General features: G+C 63.6%; 13 protein-coding genes. 7 read left to right on the top strand and 6 right to left on the bottom strand.

Features of this window, described 5'->3' with window-relative positions; genetic code table 11:
• The first annotated feature begins 111 nt into the window (after positions 1-111).
• The 5 genes from gltB to JNM03_RS16835 all read left to right on the top strand — a co-directional run bounded on the left by gltB (position 112) and on the right by JNM03_RS16835 (position 7,197).
• Positions 112-4,641, top strand: coding sequence for a glutamate synthase large subunit (gene gltB / locus JNM03_RS16855; RefSeq protein ID WP_294038388.1), 4,530 nt, complete (start codon positions 112-114; stop codon positions 4,639-4,641).
• Between the two features lie 148 nt (positions 4,642-4,789).
• Positions 4,790-5,212, top strand: coding sequence for a hypothetical protein (locus JNM03_RS16850; protein ID WP_294038387.1), 423 nt, complete (start codon positions 4,790-4,792; stop codon positions 5,210-5,212).
• A 157-nt stretch (positions 5,213-5,369) separates the two neighbouring features.
• A complete protein-coding gene (locus JNM03_RS16845; RefSeq protein ID WP_294038385.1) occupies positions 5,370-6,041 on the top strand; it encodes a glutathione S-transferase family protein in 672 nt (223 codons plus the stop codon).
• Positions 6,042-6,324: 283 nt separating this feature from the next.
• Positions 6,325-6,804, top strand: a complete 480-nt coding sequence (locus tag JNM03_RS16840; protein WP_294038384.1) for a helix-turn-helix transcriptional regulator — start codon at positions 6,325-6,327, stop codon at positions 6,802-6,804.
• A gap of 45 nt (positions 6,805-6,849) precedes the next feature.
• Positions 6,850-7,197 carry a hypothetical protein gene (locus tag JNM03_RS16835; RefSeq protein ID WP_294038383.1) on the top strand — a complete coding sequence of 116 codons (348 nt, stop codon included), beginning with the start codon at positions 6,850-6,852 and terminating at the stop codon, positions 7,195-7,197.
• A gap of 447 nt (positions 7,198-7,644) precedes the next feature.
• Here the strand turns inward: JNM03_RS16835 and JNM03_RS16830 are convergent, their stop codons facing one another.
• The gene (locus tag JNM03_RS16830) at positions 7,645-8,238 is read right to left on the bottom strand and encodes a YdeI family protein (RefSeq protein ID WP_294038382.1); all 594 of its coding nucleotides are present in this window, start codon (positions 8,236-8,238) and stop codon (positions 7,645-7,647) included.
• On the bottom strand, positions 8,235-8,960 hold the full coding sequence (ubiG, locus tag JNM03_RS16825) for a bifunctional 2-polyprenyl-6-hydroxyphenol methylase/3-demethylubiquinol 3-O-methyltransferase UbiG (RefSeq protein ID WP_294038381.1): 726 nt from the start codon (positions 8,958-8,960) through the stop codon (positions 8,235-8,237). The genes JNM03_RS16830 and ubiG overlap by 4 nt, the downstream gene beginning before the upstream one ends.
• A gap of 160 nt (positions 8,961-9,120) precedes the next feature.
• Here ubiG and JNM03_RS16820 point away from each other — a divergent pair, with 160 nt between their 5' ends.
• A complete protein-coding gene (locus JNM03_RS16820) occupies positions 9,121-10,368 on the top strand; it encodes an aspartate kinase (RefSeq protein ID WP_294038380.1) in 1,248 nt (415 codons plus the stop codon).
• 39 nt (positions 10,369-10,407) lie between these two features.
• On the opposite strand, the gene JNM03_RS16815 is transcribed toward JNM03_RS16820, so the two are convergent.
• Genes JNM03_RS16815 through JNM03_RS16805 form a run of 3 tightly spaced genes read right to left on the bottom strand, consistent with a single transcriptional unit; the run spans position 10,408 to position 12,517 of the window.
• A complete protein-coding gene (locus JNM03_RS16815) occupies positions 10,408-11,514 on the bottom strand; it encodes an HlyD family secretion protein (protein WP_294038379.1) in 1,107 nt (368 codons plus the stop codon).
• Positions 11,511-11,927 carry a PaaI family thioesterase gene (locus JNM03_RS16810; RefSeq protein ID WP_294038378.1) on the bottom strand — a complete coding sequence of 139 codons (417 nt, stop codon included), beginning with the start codon at positions 11,925-11,927 and terminating at the stop codon, positions 11,511-11,513. The genes JNM03_RS16815 and JNM03_RS16810 overlap by 4 nt, the downstream gene beginning before the upstream one ends.
• Positions 11,924-12,517: a TetR/AcrR family transcriptional regulator gene (locus JNM03_RS16805; protein ID WP_294038377.1), complete on the bottom strand. Its 594-nt coding sequence runs from the start codon at positions 12,515-12,517 to the stop codon at positions 11,924-11,926. The genes JNM03_RS16810 and JNM03_RS16805 overlap by 4 nt, the downstream gene beginning before the upstream one ends.
• Positions 12,518-12,573: 56 nt before the next feature.
• On the opposite strand from JNM03_RS16805, the gene JNM03_RS16800 reads away from it, so the two are divergent.
• Complete coding sequence (locus JNM03_RS16800) at positions 12,574-14,196, top strand: DHA2 family efflux MFS transporter permease subunit (RefSeq protein ID WP_294038376.1); 1,623 nt, start codon at positions 12,574-12,576, stop codon at positions 14,194-14,196.
• A 153-nt stretch (positions 14,197-14,349) separates the two neighbouring features.
• Here JNM03_RS16800 and katG read toward each other — a convergent pair whose 3' ends face one another.
• The gene (katG, locus tag JNM03_RS16795) at positions 14,350-16,524 is read right to left on the bottom strand and encodes a catalase/peroxidase HPI (RefSeq protein WP_294038375.1); all 2,175 of its coding nucleotides are present in this window, start codon (positions 16,522-16,524) and stop codon (positions 14,350-14,352) included.
• Positions 16,525-16,558: the final 34 nt, after the last annotated feature.

The following is a 16,558-nucleotide window of genomic DNA, read 5'->3' as shown; positions in this document are numbered from 1 at the left end:
CAGTCGTCATCCCGGCGAAAGCCGGGATCTCGCCGGTCAATTCAAGGACACACCGAAGAGATCCCGGCCTTCGCCGGGATGACGGTCGGAAAAGCAGACCAGGATCGTAAGATGACCCACTATCCCACGCCCGATCACGCCCGGCTTGCCGAAAACGGCATGTATCGCCCCGACCTTGAATCCGATGCCTGCGGCGTCGGATTGATCGCGGCGACCGACGGCAAGCCGTCGCGCCGCGTCGTCGAGGCGGCGATCGAGGCGCTGCGCGCGGTCTGGCACCGCGGCGCGGTCGACGCCGACGGCAAGACCGGCGATGGTGCGGGCATTCACGTCGACCTTCCGGTCCGCTTCTTCGACGATGCGATCGCCGCGTCGGGCCACAAGGTGCGCCCGAACCGCCTTGCTGTCGGCATGGTCTTCCTGCCGCGCACCGATCTGGGCGCGCAGGAGGAATGCCGCACGATCGTCGAGGCGGAGATCATCGACGCGGGTTTCACCATCTATGGCTGGCGCCAGGTGCCCGTCGACGTGTCGGTGATCGGCGACAAGGCGCAGCGCACACGCCCGGAGATCGAACAGATCATGATCGCTGGGCCGCTGCCCGACGAGCAATCGGTCGCCGAGTTCGAAAAACAGCTCTACCTTGTCCGCCGCCGGATCGAGAAAAAAGTCATCGCGGCCCAGATTGCCGACTTTTACGTGTGCAGCCTTTCGGCGCGCTCGATCATCTACAAGGGGCTGTTCCTTGCGGAGAGCCTCGCCGATTTCTACCCCGATCTGACGAACAAGCTGTTCGAAAGCCGCGTCGCGATCTTTCACCAGCGCTATTCGACGAACACCTTTCCGCAATGGTGGCTGGCCCAGCCCTTCCGCTGCCTCGCCCATAATGGCGAGATCAATACGATCCGCGGCAACAAGAACTGGATGAAGAGCCACGAGATCAAGATGGCGAGCCTCGCCTTCGGCGAACACTCCGAAGACATCAAGCCGGTGATCCCCGCCGGCGCGTCGGACACCGCCGCGCTCGACGCGGTGTTCGAAACGCTGTGCCGCGCCGGCCGTGACGCGCCGACCGCAAAGCTCATCCTCGTCCCCGAAGCATGGGACAATGACATCGACATGCCCGAAGCGCACAAGTCGATGTATAGCTATCTCGCCAGCGTCATGGAGCCGTGGGACGGCCCCGCCGCGCTCGCGATGACCGACGGCCGCTGGGCGGTCGCCGGGATGGACCGCAATGCACTGCGCCCGCTGCGCTATACGCTTACCGCCGACAATCTGCTCGTCGTGGGATCGGAAAGCGGCATGGTCCTCCTTCCCGAAGCCAGCATCCGCAAGAAGGGCCGGCTCGGCCCCGGTCAGATGATCGCAGTCGATCTCGACGACGGCACGCTGTACGAAGATGCCGCGATCAAGGACAAGATCGCAGGGACGCAGGACTATGGCGCGCGTGTCCGGGGCTTTCGTACCCTCGCCGATCTGCCGAAGGGCGGAAAGGCGACGCTGCCAGCCTTCGACCGCGCCGAGCTGCTCCGCCGTCAGGTCGCCGCCGGCCTGACGATGGAGGACATGGAACTGATCCTGTCGCCGATGGTCGAAGACGCAAAGGAAGCGATCGGATCGATGGGCGACGACACGCCGCTGGCGGTCATTTCCGACAAGCCGCGCCACGTCGCGCAGTTCTTCCGCCAGAATTTCAGCCAGGTCACCAACCCGCCGATCGACTCCCTGCGCGAACGGCATGTGATGAGCCTGAAGACGCGCTTCTCGAACCTCGCCAACATCCTCGATGAAAAGGGGCAGAGCGCACATGTTCTCGTGATCGACTCGCCCGTCCTCGTCGGTGAGGACTGGGACCGCCTGCGCGCCTATTTCGGCGACGCGGTCGCCGATATCGACTGTACGTTCGAGGTCGGCGGCGACGCCTCTGCCCTACGCGAGGCGATTGCCCGGGTCCGCCGCGAAGCCGAAGACGCGGTGCGCGCAGGGCGCAGCGAACTGTTCCTCTCCGACCAGAATATCGGCGAGGGCCGCGTCGGCGTCGCCATGGTGCTGGCCGCTGCCGCCGTTCACACTCACCTCGTGCGCAAGGGGCTGCGCAGCTATGCCTCGATCAACGTCCGTTCGGCCGAAGTGCTCGACACCCACGCCTTCGCCGTCCTGATCGGCGTCGGCGCGACGACCGTCCACGCCTATCTGGCCGAGGCAGCGATAGCCGACCGCTGGACGCGCGGGCTGTTCGGCGGCGAATTGTCGCTGAACGAGTGCCACCGCCGCTTTCGCAAGGCGATCGACGACGGGCTGCTCAAGATCATGGCGAAGATGGGGATCGCGGTGATCTCCAGCTATCGCGGCGGCTACAACTTCGAGGCGGTCGGCCTGTCGCGCGCGCTCGTCAACGACCTCTTCCCCGGCATGCCGGCCAAGATTTCGGGCGAGGGCTATCAATCGCTCTTCATCAACGCGACCGAAAAGCACGAGGCGGCGTTCGACAGCCGCGTCACCACCCTACCCATCGGCGGCTTCTATCGCCAGCGCGCGGGGGGCGAAACCCACGCCTATTCGGCGCAGCTCATGCACCTGCTGCAAACGGCCGTCGCGACCGACAGTTACTCGACCTATCTGCAATTCGCGCGCGGGGTTGCCGACCTGCCCCCCGTCTATCTACGCGACCTGATGGAGTTCAACTATCCGGCGCAGGGCGTCGCGCTCGACAGCGTCGAGGCGATCACCGAGATCCGCAAACGCTTCGTCACCCCCGGCATGTCGCTGGGCGCGCTGTCGCCCGAGGCGCATGAAACGCTGGCGATCGCGATGAACCGCATCGGCGCCAAGGCGGTATCGGGCGAAGGCGGCGAAGCCAGCGAACGCTACCAGCCCTATGCCAACGGCGACAACGCCAACAGCAACATCAAGCAGATCGCTTCGGGACGCTTTGGCGTCACCGCCGAATATCTCGGCGCCTGCGACGAGGTCGAGATCAAGGTCGCTCAGGGCGCCAAACCCGGCGAAGGCGGCCAGCTTCCGGGGTTCAAGGTCACCGAATTCATCGCACGCCTGCGCCATTCGACACCGGGCGTGATGCTGATCTCGCCGCCACCGCACCACGACATCTATTCGATCGAGGATCTGGCGCAACTCATCTACGATTTGAAGCAGATCAACCCGAAGGCGCGTGTGTGCGTCAAGCTCGTGAGCTCGGCGGGCATCGGCACGGTCGCGGCGGGCGTCGCCAAAGCCCATGCAGACGTCATCCTCGTCGCCGGCAATACCGGCGGCACCGGCGCCTCGCCCCAGACGAGTGTCAAATATGCGGGCACGCCGTGGGAAATGGGCCTCAGCGAGGTCAACCAGGTGCTGACGCTCAACGGTCTGCGCCACCGCATCCGCCTCCGCACCGACGGCGGGCTCAAAACCGGGCGCGATATCGTGATCGCCGCCATTCTCGGCGCCGAGGAATATGGCATCGGCACGCTCAGCCTGGTCGCGATGGGCTGCATCATGGTGCGCCAGTGCCACAGCAACACCTGTCCCGTCGGTGTCTGCACGCAGGACGAAAAGCTGCGCGCGAAGTTCACCGGATCGCCGGAAAAGGTGATCAACCTGATGACCTTCATCGCTGAAGAGGTCCGCGAAATTCTTGCCAAGCTGGGCTGCCGCAGCCTCGACGAAGTGATCGGTCGAACCGAATTGCTACGTCAGGTCAGCCGCGGCGCCGAGCATCTCGACGATCTCGACCTCAACCCGATCCTGGCCAAGGTCGACGCACCCGACGATCAGCGGCGGTCGCAGGGGCCGACGTTCCGCAACGCGGTGCCCGACAGTCTCGACGCGCAGATACTGAGCGACGCGAAGCCGCTGTTCGACCGTGGCGAGCGGATGCAACTCACATACAATGTGCGCAACACGCACCGCGCCGTCGGTACCCGCCTCTCGGCCGAAGTCACCGCGCGTTTCGGCATGAACGGGCTCGCCGACGACCATGTGCAGGTTCGCCTTCGCGGCACCGCCGGCCAGTCGCTCGGTGCCTTCCTGTGCAGCGGCATCACCCTTGAAGTGTTCGGCGACGCCAACGACTATGTCGGCAAGGGTCTGTCAGGCGGCCGGATCGTCGTGCGTCCGACCGTGTCGAGCCCGCTCGTCAGCCAGCACAACAGCATCGTCGGCAACACCGTCCTCTATGGTGCGACCGCCGGCACGCTGCTCGCGGCGGGTCAGGCGGGTGAGCGTTTCGCGGTCCGCAACTCGGGCGCGAAGGTCGTTGTCGAGGGCTGCGGCGCGAACGGCTGCGAATATATGACCGGCGGCACGGCGGTGATCCTCGGCCCCGTGGGATCGAACTTCGGCGCAGGGATGACCGGTGGGATGGCCTTCATCCTCGACACCGACGGCAGCTTCGAAGCGCGCGCCAACGACGAATCGATCGTCTGGCAACGGATCGCCAGCAGCCATTGGGAAGGCGTGCTGCGCGACCTGGTCGAAGAACATGCGCGCGCCACGGGCAGCAAATGGTCGGGCGAAATCCTGGCCGACTGGGATCGCTGGCAGGGACAGTTCTGGCAGGTGTGCCCGAAAGAAATGCTCACCCGCCTGACGCACCCGCTGAATGCCGAGCAGGCCGAAGTCATCGCTGCGGAATGAAACCGATCCTCCCTGTGGCAGCATGGGGAGGATTGTCTGTCGCGACGAAAAGCCAGTTCGTCGCAAACCGCAAACATGTTCAGCGCAGCGAAAGCGTCGTCCGGATAAAGGCGCGAGCTTGATTTCCCGCATCCCAAAGGATGACGCCATGCGCCTCTCCCTCGTTGCCCTCCCCTTGCTTGCCCTTGCCGCACCGATGCCCGCAAGTGCGGCCGATACGAACGCGACCGTGGCCGCGCTCAATGACCCGGTACTACAGGAGCGCATGGCCGATACGATCACAACCATTGTCGGCGCGGTGATGCAGATGAAGGTCGGTCCACTTGCGGAAGCCGTCGCGAAGGTCGATCCCGATTCCGACGCCGCCTATATCCCGCACGACGCGACAGTCGGCGACATCGCGGGCCGCGACCCACGCGATGCCGAACGCATAGGCGACGATGTCCGCGCCACCGCGCGGATGGCGGGACACGCCGCCTCGGCGCTTCAGGCTTATGCTCCGGTCCTCAAGGACATGGCGCGCGACCTGATGGCGCAGTGGGAGCGAGAGCGCGCCGCTACGCGCCGCTAGAGCCCCCGACACTCGGTCGTCCCGACGAAGACCGGGACCTCGCCGGTTGGCTCGGACGACAAGGGCAGGATTCCGGCGTTCGCAGGGATGACGAAACTAGGGATAAGTCCCGCATCGGGCGTTGCGCGCAGCGCCCGCCTGCCGCTATGCCGGACCCATGTGGCAGCTTTACCAATTTCCGCTTTGTCCCTTTTCGCGCAAAATCCGGCTTTTGTTGGGCGAAAAGGGCGTCGGTTATGAACTGGTCCGCGAATCGCCGTGGGAACGCCGCGACGAATTCATCGACCTCAATCCGGCGGGCCGTACGCCGGTGATGGTCGATCAGGCGCGCGGTCAGGTCTTGATCGACAGCAGCGCGATCGCCGAATATTTCGAAGAGACCGTCGAGGGCAAGGCGATGATCAACGGCACGGCCGCCAACCGCGCCGAGATCCGCCGGCTGACCGCCTGGTTCGATCATGATTTCTATTTCGAAGTCACCGGCCCGCTGCTGTTCGAACGGATGCAGAAGCGGATCGTTCATCGCCAGCCGCCCGACGGTGGCGCGCTTCGCGAGGCGATGAAGGCCGCGAACCAGCATCTCGACTATATCGATTATCTGATCGATCACCGGACCTGGCTGGCCGGCGCCACGATGAGCCTCGCCGATCTCGCCGCCGCGGCACATATCTCGGTCGCCGACTATCTCGGCGGCATCGACTGGACGGGGCACGAGCAGACGAAAGGCTGGTACTCGGGTCTGAAGTCGCGCCCCAGCTTTCGCCCGCTGCTGGCGGAACGGATGGAAATCGTGACGCCGCCGAAATACTATGAGGATGTCGATTTCTAATACGGTTTCCTTCTCCCTTTCGTTCATTAATGTCCTCAACGACCGGGTTATGGCGGGTGCAGTCGGCGCCACCCGACTGGACTGCAAGCAGCCATTGGTACGCCCCCGCATCCAATGACCCTCCGGAGCTATGGCAAATCCGCCGCGCCGTTGCGCGCACCGAACTGCCATAATAAAATTTCAAACGTTATTGGCACCGATTGCCCGGTCAAACTACCTAGGCGATTTTAATCATAGGCACTAAACATCGGGGCCCAGTTTTGAGGCCGTAATTGAATCCGATGTGAAGCAGAATTTTCCTTCGCCATCCGAGGCCACGGACCTGGTTGCACGCCTGAGCGAGCGCCAGCGAGAATGCCTGTTGCTGGTAAAAGAGGGCCTAACCTCCAAGGAAATTGCCCGTTTTCTGTCGTTATCGCCGTCGACCATAGACAATCATCTCAACGCGGCGATCGAAAGGCTGGGTTGCTCTTCACGCGGCGTCGCCGCTCGAATCCTCGAAGCCGCGGAACACTCTGAGGATTGTAAAGAATCCGATATCTTCAGGCAGGATAACAAAATCCGCACGGAGTATCAGGCCGACCAATCGGCTGAACGGAAGCTCGGGCGCGGATATCTGATGCCACCGCTCGGCGGCGCCGCGAATGCCGAAACGACGGCTCGCCGGATCATGCATATCGGCCTGATCGCAATTGCAGCCACAATGGCGTTTTCCGCAATAACAATAACCATAGCGGGGGTAGTTGAACTGTTCAGCCGATAGAATTTTCTGGAAGCATCAGCGCCGGTTCAATGAAGGAGGCTTGCGATGCACAAGATCGAACAAGGGGTTGGAAGCGTGGTTGCAGCAGATACTCGCATGACGATGCGATCGGTCGACGCGACCTATCTCGCCCAAGCGAGAATGGCAGCCAGCATCGTCGAAGCGGCTACTGCATCTGACCTTCCCGCCGGTGCGACCCAAGGTATTCTGCAAGCAGTTACCGACAGCATGTCGCAGGTCGTCGCCGGCCGAACCGAACTGATCAAGGCGCTTACCGAACTCCAGCAACTTCAGCGCAAGAGCAACCTGCGCGAGGTCGGCTTTGGTTGCCCTGGCGGCCTTCCCAGTCAAGCTTCGCTGGTAGCGTCAGATAAGATAGCCGCTCAGCAATAATGGCGATACATTGATACAGATACTGTTCTATTTCTACCTCCTATCTACGCTCGCCATGACATCGATATTCGGCGAAAATGTCGAGCGTAGATTTTGCGCCTATTTGCTTGCGTCATCAATCGCGACACATTTGGTCCAGACCCATTATACTTTTCCTGCTTATCTCCAATATATCCTTCCGATCGACTCATCCATCTTGATCTACGCACTTTACCTTGCGTTAGCGCAGAACCGATTCTGGCCGATCTGGTTCGCTGGATTTCTGATCGTTGGCGTCGCATCGTCAGTAAGCATCCTTGTGTTCCGCGAACTCAACCCGTTCCTCATATTCGCGACCAGCGCCTTTTGGTCGTTACCGGCCCTCGCTTGCATGGCCTACGGAACTTATCGGGACGGACAGCTACGAGCCGCTCTAGCTCCAGCGCCAGCCCCTGCTCGCGACTGAATTCAGCAGCCCTTATATTTCCAGTTCCGGTCCTTGCCTTCGGCGACCTGCGCGACGATCGTTTCGATCCGCTTCGCCCGCGTCTCCTCGCGTTTAGCCTCAAGCACCCATTCGATATAGTCACGCCGCTTGCCGGGCGAGAAGGCGCCCCAATGGCCCTGCGCCGCGGGATTGGCCCTAAGTGCGATGCCCAGATCATCGGGCAGATCGAGCGCCGGTTTGGGCTTGGGTGGCGGCCGTTTGGGCTTGTCACCGGCACAAAGCGCCGCCGCCTTTGCGATCCAGCCCGCCATCTGCGCGTCGGACGGCAGGTCCGCCAGCGTCGCCAGCCGTCCCATGCTTCCCATCGCGCCAGTATCGCGCGGCGATCCGGTGACCTCCTCGTCGCGCCAGAAACCGAAGGTCGCATGGCTTTTGAACGCTGCCATGCCAGCCAGATTCTGGTCGTTCAGCACGAAATGCGGCACGCCCCATTTGAGCGTTTCCTCGGCGCCAGGCGCATGTTTGTGTACCAATTCGCGCAGATGGGACAGGATCGGCCGCGCGAAAGGCTGGCGCTTCGCGATATAATCGTCGACGCGCGGGTCGCGGCTCACCCCGCGCGCCTTGCCGCGACCAGATAGTTGAGCGCCTCGCTCCCGCCAAGCTTGAAGCCCTTGGCGGCCGACGGCGACAGTCCGGTGCGGTCGAACACTTCGAGCCCCGCACCTTCGAGCAACTGCGTCAGTTCTTCGGGCTTCAGGAACTGGTCCCAGTCGTGCGTCCCGCGCGGCACCGCGCCAATGCGCTCGGCAGCCTCGACCAGCAACAGCTTCGACAGCATCGTGCGGTTCGGGGTCGACAGGATCATCAACCCGCCGGGCGCGAGCCGGCTTGCGAGTTCAGCGACAAAGGCCCCCGGGTCGGCAACGTGTTCGACGACCTCCATCGAGGTGACGAAGTCGAAGATCGCCGCCGGAAGCGCAGCCAACTCGCCAGCGAAATAGTCGATCGAAAGCCCCTGCCCCGCCGCATGACCTTTCGCAGCGGCGATATTTTCCGGCGCCGCATCCACACCTGTCACTTTCGCGCCCATCCGCGCAAGCGGTTCGGCGAGCAGTCCTGCCCCGCAGCCGACGTCGATCGCGGTGCGGCCGGTCAGCGGACGGCGCTCGCGCGCATCGACATACCAATGCGCATCGATCCGATCGCGAATATAGGACAGGCGCACGGGGTTCAGCTTGTGCAACATCGCCGACGATCCGTGCGGATCCCACCAGTCGGCTGCGAGCGCGCCGAAATGGGCGGCTTCGTTCGGATTGATCGTCGCGGCATTCATGCTGTGCGATGTGGCACTGCGCCATCATCGGCGCAAGAAAATCTATCCGCCGCATACGAAGCCGGCCTTGCCATCACCCGCCCCCTTCCGTAACAGCGCGAACGCCGCAGAAACCCGAGGGAAAGCTGCAGCGGAAACCAGATCAGGAAAGCGGGGCGACATGGCGCGGATCGTGATGAAATTCGGGGGCACGTCGATGGCGGGCACCGAGCGGATTCGCACCGTCGCGAAACTCGTGGCGCGCGAAGTCGCGAACGGCAACGAGGTTGCGGTCGTCGTGTCCGCGATGGCAGGCGAAACCGACCGGCTCGTCAATTTCTGCCGCGAGGCGAACCCACGCTACGACCCCGCCGAATATGACGTCGTCGTCGCCGCGGGCGAACAGGTCACGTCCGGCCTGCTTGCGCTGACCTTGCAGGCGATGGGCACGCCCGCGCGCAGTTGGCTCGGTTGGCAGCTTCCGATCCGAACCGAGGAAGCGCACGCCCGCGCCCGCATTCTCGACATCGACACCGGCGCGCTCCTTGCCGCGATGAGCAAGGGCGAAGTCGCGGTGATCCCCGGCTTTCAGGGCATGATGGACGACGGCCGCATCGCAACGCTCGGTCGCGGCGGGTCTGACACCAGCGCGGTCGCCGTCGCCGCCGCGGTCAAGGCCGACCGCTGTGACATCTACACCGATGTCGATGGCGTCTATACCACCGACCCCCGCATCGTCGCGCGCGCGCGCAAGCTCGATTATGTCACCTATGAGGAAATGCTCGAACTCGCGAGCGTCGGCGCCAAGGTGCTGCAGACCCGCTCGGTCGGACTGGCGATGAAGATGGGCGTGCGCGTTCAGGTGCTCTCGAGCTTCGTCGAGGGCGACGAAGCTCCCGCCCGAGGCACGATGATCGTCAGCGACGAGGAAATAGAGGAACATCAGATGGAACGCCAGTTGATCACCGGCATCGCCCACGACAAGAATGAAGCCAAGGTCATCGTCACGCGCGTGCCCGACAAGCCGGGGGCGGTCGCCAACATCTTCGGCCCGCTGGCCGCGAATGGAATCAACGTCGACATGATCATCCAGAACGTCGGCCGCGAGAAGGGCGAGACCGACGTCACCTTCACCGTCCCCGCCACCGACCTCCTCCGCTCGATCGACCTGCTCGAAGCGGCAAGGGACAAGATCGGCTTCAATCGTATCATCAGCGACGACAAGGTCGCCAAGATCAGCGTGGTCGGCGTCGGCATGAAAAGCCACGCGGGCGTTGCCAGCACGATGTTCCGCGCGCTGGCTGATCGCGGGATCAACATCCAGGCGATATCGACCAGCGAGATCAAGGTCAGCGTCCTCATCGACGAGGATGAAACCGAGCTCGCGGTGCGTGTGCTGCACACCGCCTACGGCCTCGACGCTGACTAGGAAAGGCATCCTCCCCTCTCGCCGAAGATCATGGGGGATCTATCTGAGCCGTACCTTCGCCGTTACCGACAGACCGGGCCGAAGCCGCGCCAACGCCGCTTGCCCCGGATCGAGCTGGATACGCACACCGACGCGCTGGACGATCTTGGTGAAATTGCCCGACCCAGGCTCGAACGGCAATAAAGTGAACTCACTGCCCGATCCTGGCGCAAGGCTTTCGACCGTGCCGTTCAGCGTCTGGCCGAGCGCATCGACATAGACTTCGGCTTTCTGCCCGGGGCGCATTTCGCGCGTCTGCGTTTCCTTGAAATTGGCCGTGACGTAAATCGACCGTACCGGGACGACGGTCAACAAACGCGATCCCGGTTGCACATAGTCGCCGACCTGGATGCGCCGGTTGCCAACGACGCCGTCGATCGGTGCGACCACGAGCGTATGGCCACGATCGAGTTTCGCCAGCGCGAGCGCCGCACGCGCTTTCGCCGCTGCCGCCTCGGCTGCCTGCACCTGCGCGGCAAGGACCGGCCCCTTCGCGCGCGTCACCGCTGCCTCCTCAAGGCTCGCGCCCAGATCGGCACGCGATCGCTGCGCTGCCGAGGCTGCGCTGATCGCCGTGGCCGAAACCTGCTCGGCGTCGCGCTTGGGGACGAAACCATCAACTAGAAGCGCATCATAGCGTTTCCGATCGGAGGCTGCACGCGCATATTCGGCGTCGGCCGCCGCGATCTGCGTGTTCATCGACCGTATGTGCGCCGCCGCAAGCTTCCGCTCGGCGCCAAGCGAGGCCAGTGTCGCGCGCGCCGTCGCAACCTGCGCGTCGGCGTCGGCGACCGCCGCCTCGGCCGCCATCACGCGCGAATCATAGTCGCGCACATCGATACGCACGAGCGGGTCGCCCGCGCGGACGACCTGGTTGTCGCGGACCAGCACCGCCGTGACGAGTCCGCCGACACGCGGTGCAACCTCGCTCGAATCGGCTTGCAGATATGCATTGTCGGTCGATTCTGCCGTACGCGGTGCGGTGAGCCACCACATGCCGATCGCGGCAAGGGCGAGTGCGATCAGGCCGACTTTCCACGCTTGCTTCGGAATCGCTATGCGGCGCCGCGCCGGCGCTTCCGCTTCGATGACGGTCTGCGCATTCACTGGCTGAGTACCAACAGCGTCGAGGTCGCAGTCGCATAGAGCCGCCCTTCGGCATCGGTCAGCTTCGCCTCGACGTAGGCGACGCGGCGGCCGATCGAAAGGACGGTCCCTTCGGCTCGCACACGACCCGTTTTCCCGGTCATCGCCTTGAGATACGACGTCTTGAGTTCGAGCGTCGTCATTGCCTGATCTTCGGCAAGCTTCGTCACCACCGCGATACCGCACGCGGAATCGAGCAATGTCGCGGCATAGCCGCCATGGACGGTCCCCATGGGGTTATAATGCTCGGGGCCCGGCAGGCCCTCGAACGCCGCCCAGCCATCGCCCGCCTCAACCAGCTGAAAGCCGAGCGTCTGTCCTATCGGCGGCTTACCGCCCGACGCGATCAGTCCCTGCACCTTCGCGAGCGTCATTGTGCCGCCTCCAATCCGTAGCGGGCGAAGATACTGGCGTGGGTGTTAGCCAGCAGCGCGTCGGAGAGCCGGGCGTCACCAACCGCGCGGGCAAGCGCCACGCCCCCAACGAGTTGTGCCAGCAGCGCATGCGCCTCGGCCTCCGCGTCGGCGTGCCCAAGCCGCGCCAACGGCGCTGCAAGACGGCTTGCGATGCCGGTCACGCCCGCCCCGAACCGCTCGCGGGTCTCGGTCTTTGAGCGGGCGAAATCGCCCGACAACGTCGGTAGCGGGCATCCCCGGTCGCGCCGGTCGCGGTGGGCGGGCGAAAGATAGAAATCGACATAGGCACGGAGCACCGCACGCGGATCGCCCTTCGCGTCGATCGCCTCCGACCGCGCGCGCGCGTCGGCGAACATCGTACCGATCGCCTCTTTCACCAACGCATCCTTCGACGGGAAATGCGCATAAAAGCCCCCGTGCGTCAGTCCGGCGCGCGCCATGACCCCCGCTACCGCGACATTGTCCGGCCCCTTGGCGCGGATCTCCTTCGCCGCTTCCTTCAGGACGCGCTCGCGCGTCTCCGCCTTGTGGCCACTTGAATAGCGCACTTGTCGCCTCCTTTTATATGATGCATATAATATAATGACGACAGGATACAAGACCCATGGCCTCCATCCCGCTTTCCCCCAGGCAAATTCCCGTTACCGCCGGTACTCGCGAGGCGGCTTTCGATCCGGCAATGATGTCCAACGCGCGCAAATATCTGATCTTTGCGGTGATGGCCTTCGGACAGTTCATGGCTCTGATCGATATCCAGATCGTCGCGGCATCGCTGAACGAGGTACAGGCAGGACTCAGTGCCGGACCCGATGAAATAAGCTGGGTACAAACTGCCTATCTGATGGCCGAACTCGTCATGATTCCCTTCTCGGCCTTTCTCGCGCAGGCTTTGTCGACGCGCTGGCTGTTCGCGGCCTCGGCCGCGCTGTTCACACTCGCAAGCATAGCGTGCGGCCTCGCGTGGAGCATCGAATCGATGATCCTGTTCCGCGCCATCCAGGGCTTCGTCGGCGGCGCGATGATCCCGACGGTGTTCGCGACGGGCTATATGCTGTTCAGCGGGAAACAGCGCGCGATGATCCCCGCGATCCTTGGCATGGTGTCGGTGCTCGCGCCGACGCTTGGCCCCACGGTCGGCGGCTGGATCACCGACAGCTTGGGCTGGCGCTGGGTGTTCTTCATCAACGTTGCACCTGGTGCGGCGGTAACGCTGGCGATCCTCGCACTCGTTCGCATCGACAAGCCCGACCTGTCTATGCTCCGCCGTATCGACTGGGTGCACCTCGCCTCGATGGCGGTGTTCCTCGCGGGACTGGAATTCGTACTCGAGGAAGGCCCGAAGCACGACTGGTTCAGCGAACCGGAGATCGCGATCGGCGCCTGGCTGTCGTTCGTCGCCTTCGGACTATTTCTCGAACGATCCTTCCGCTCGGACGGACCGATCGTGAAGCTGTCGCCCTTCCGAAAGCCAACCTTTGTCTTCGCTTGTGTCTTTAATTTGGTGATCGGCTTCGGTCTCTATGCGAGCACTTATCTGATCCCGATCTACCTCGGCCGCGTACAGGGTTATAATGCCGCCGAGATCGGTACCACGGTGTTCGTCTCCGGGCTGGCACAACTGCTTGGCGTGCCGATCGCGGCTGCATTGTCGCATCGCGTCGATCAGCGCATCGTCATCACCTTCGGGCTCAGCCTCTTCGCGGTGGGGCTGTGGATGTTCAGTTTCATGACCCCCGAATGGGGCTTCGCAGCGCTCTTCTGGCCGCAGGTGGTGCGCAGTTTCGCGATCATGCTGTGCATCGTACCGTCGGTCGGCCTCGCGCTCGGCAATTTCGAGGGCGCCGAACTGCGCTATGCGTCAGGCTTGTTCAACTTGATGCGTAACCTCGGTGGGGCGATCGGAATTGCGCTCGTCAACACCTGGCTCGGCGACAATTTGCGTATCCACATGCTGCGCCTTTCCGAGGCGCTCGGCCGCTCAGCCACCACCGCAAACGAAGCCGCGACGGGACTGGCCCGCCATATCGGCCGCTATGTTTCCGACCCGGCACTCGCGCAGCAGATGGCCGAAGGCACCCTCGGCCGTCTCGTTGGCCGCGAAGCGCAGACGCTCGCTTTCGACGACGTCTTCCGGCTGATGTCATACATCTTTCTGGCTGCCCTCATCATGGTCCCCTTTTGCAAGCCGCCACCAATCGGCGGCCCGGTGCCGACGGATGCGCACTGAGTCCTGGGCAGCGCGGAGGCCGTAGAGCGGCACCCCATGGCGGCGGGGCAAAAAAAGACCCGCCCCCGGCGCTATGAGCCAGGGGCGGGTTGCGACCCGTCGCGATGGGGCCGGGGCCGGCGTGCAGACATCTGCCGTGCCGGCCGCGGCGCGTTACGCGACGTCGAAACGATCGGCGTTCATCACCTTGGTCCAGGCCCTGACGAAGTCGCGGACGAACTTCTCCTCATGCCCTCTCTCCGCATAGACTTCCGCGGTCGCGCGAAGCTGCGAGTTGGACCCGAAGATCAGGTCCGTGCGCGTCGCGCGCCATCGTTCGGTGCGCCCACCACGGACGTAACCGATGAACTCCTCGTCCCCGCTCGCATCGACGACTTCCCAAAGCGTATCCATGTCGAGCAGGTTGACGAAAAAGTCGTTGGTGAGCTGACCGACGCGGTTGGTCAACACCCCGTGCTTGCGTCCGCCCTGATTGGCGCCAAGGACTCGCAGGCCGCCGATCAGCACGGTCATTTCGGGAACCGACAGGCCCAGCAGCGACGCGCGCTCGAGCATCAACTCCTCGGTCTTCACCCTATGCTTGGCCGCAAGATAGTTGCGGAAGGCATCGGCCTTCGGCTCCATCACCTCGAAGCTCTCGGCATCGGTCCATTCCGCCGTCGCATCGCCGCGACCGCCGATAAAGGGAACGGCAACGTCGAAGCCGGCATCCTTCGCGGCCTTCTCAACCGCCGCTGAACCCGCCAGCACGATCGCATCCGCCAGCGACATATTGCCACGCAGCGCATCGATCTTCGCCAGGATCTTCGACAATTCAGCCGGATCGTTCACCGCCCAGTCCTTTTGCGGTGCCAGCGCGACACGCGCGCCATTTGCTCCGCCACGGAAATCGGACTTTCGGAACGTCGAGGCCGATGCCCATGCTGCCTTCACGAGTTCGCCGACGCCGAGACCCGATCCGAGGATCGCCGTCTTGAACGCCGATACATCCCCATCGGACGGTTTGCTCCCTGCCGGGACCGGATCCTGCCAGATCAGGTCTTCCGCCGGGACTTCGGGGCCAAGGTATCGAGCCTTCGGCCCCATGTCGCGGTGGCAAAGCTTGAACCAGGCGCGCGCAAAAGCGTCCTTGAACGCCTCATGGTCAGTCCGGAATTTTTCCGAGATCGCGCGGAATTCCGGATCGATTTTCAGCGCCATGTCGGCGGTGGTCATCATCGTCGGCACCCGCCGCCCCGGATTATGGGCATCGGGCGCCATGTCCTCTTCCTTCTGGTCCACCGGCTGCCACTGCTGCGCGCCCGCCGGGCTGCGCACCAGTTCGTAGTCATAGTCGAGCAGCAGTCGGAAATAGTTTTCCGACCACTCAGTCGGCGTGTTGACCCACGCGCCCTCGATACCGCTGGTAATCGCGTGCGCGCCGACGCCGGTTTCAAAACTGCTCGACCAGCCAAGGCCCATTAGCGTGATATCCGCCGCCTCGGGAGCCTGTCCGACCAGGCTGGCGTCCCCTGCCCCATGCGCCTTGCCAAAGGTGTGGCCGCCGGCGGTCAGCGCCACCGTTTCCTCGTGGCTCATCGCCATGCGTTCGAACGTCACCTTGATATCGCGCGCCGACAGCAATGGGTCGGGGTTGCCGCCGGGTCCTTCGGGATTGACGTAGATCAGGCCCATCTGGATCGCGGCGAGCGGGTTTTCGAGGTCGAGTTCCTTGTCGGGATCGATCCGCGTCTGGACGCCCTCGCTGACCCACAGATCCTCGGCGCCCCAATAAATGTCACGCTCGGCCTCATAGACGTCCTTGCGGCCGCCGCCGAAGCCGAAGACCGGCCCGCCCATCGACTCGATCGCGACATTGCCCGCCAGGATGAACAGGTCGGCCCAGCTTATCTTACTGCCATATTTCTGTTTGACGGGCCACAGCAGGCGGCGCGCCTTGTCGAGGTTGCCATTGTCCGGCCAGCTGTTCAACGGAGCGAAGCGCTGTTGTCCGCTGTTGGCCCCACCGCGGCCATCGGCGGTGCGATAAGTGCCCGCCGCGTGCCACGCCATGCGAACGAAGAAGGGCCCGTAATTGCCATAATCGGCCGGCCACCAGTCCTTGCTGTCAGTCATCAGCGCGGTCAGATCATCCTTCAAAGCCTGATAGTCGATCGACCGGAACGCCTTCGCATAGTCGAAGTCCTCCCCCATCGGATCGGGCGAGACACCGCCCTGGTTCAGGATGTCGAGCGGCAGTGCGTCGGGCCACCAGTCCTTGTTCGTCCGGCCGAGCAGCGAACGAAAACGATCTTTGCCGAAGGGGCAGCCTTTTTCTGGGGCGTTCATGCAGTCTCTCCTCTTTTGGTTGGTATCCGCTGAT

Source organism: Sphingopyxis sp. (assembly GCF_016793825.1).
In the GTDB taxonomy this organism is placed as follows: domain Bacteria; phylum Pseudomonadota; class Alphaproteobacteria; order Sphingomonadales; family Sphingomonadaceae; genus Sphingopyxis.
Note: the sequence above shows the minus strand (reverse complement) of the source record. Positions and strands in the feature narration are given on the sequence as shown.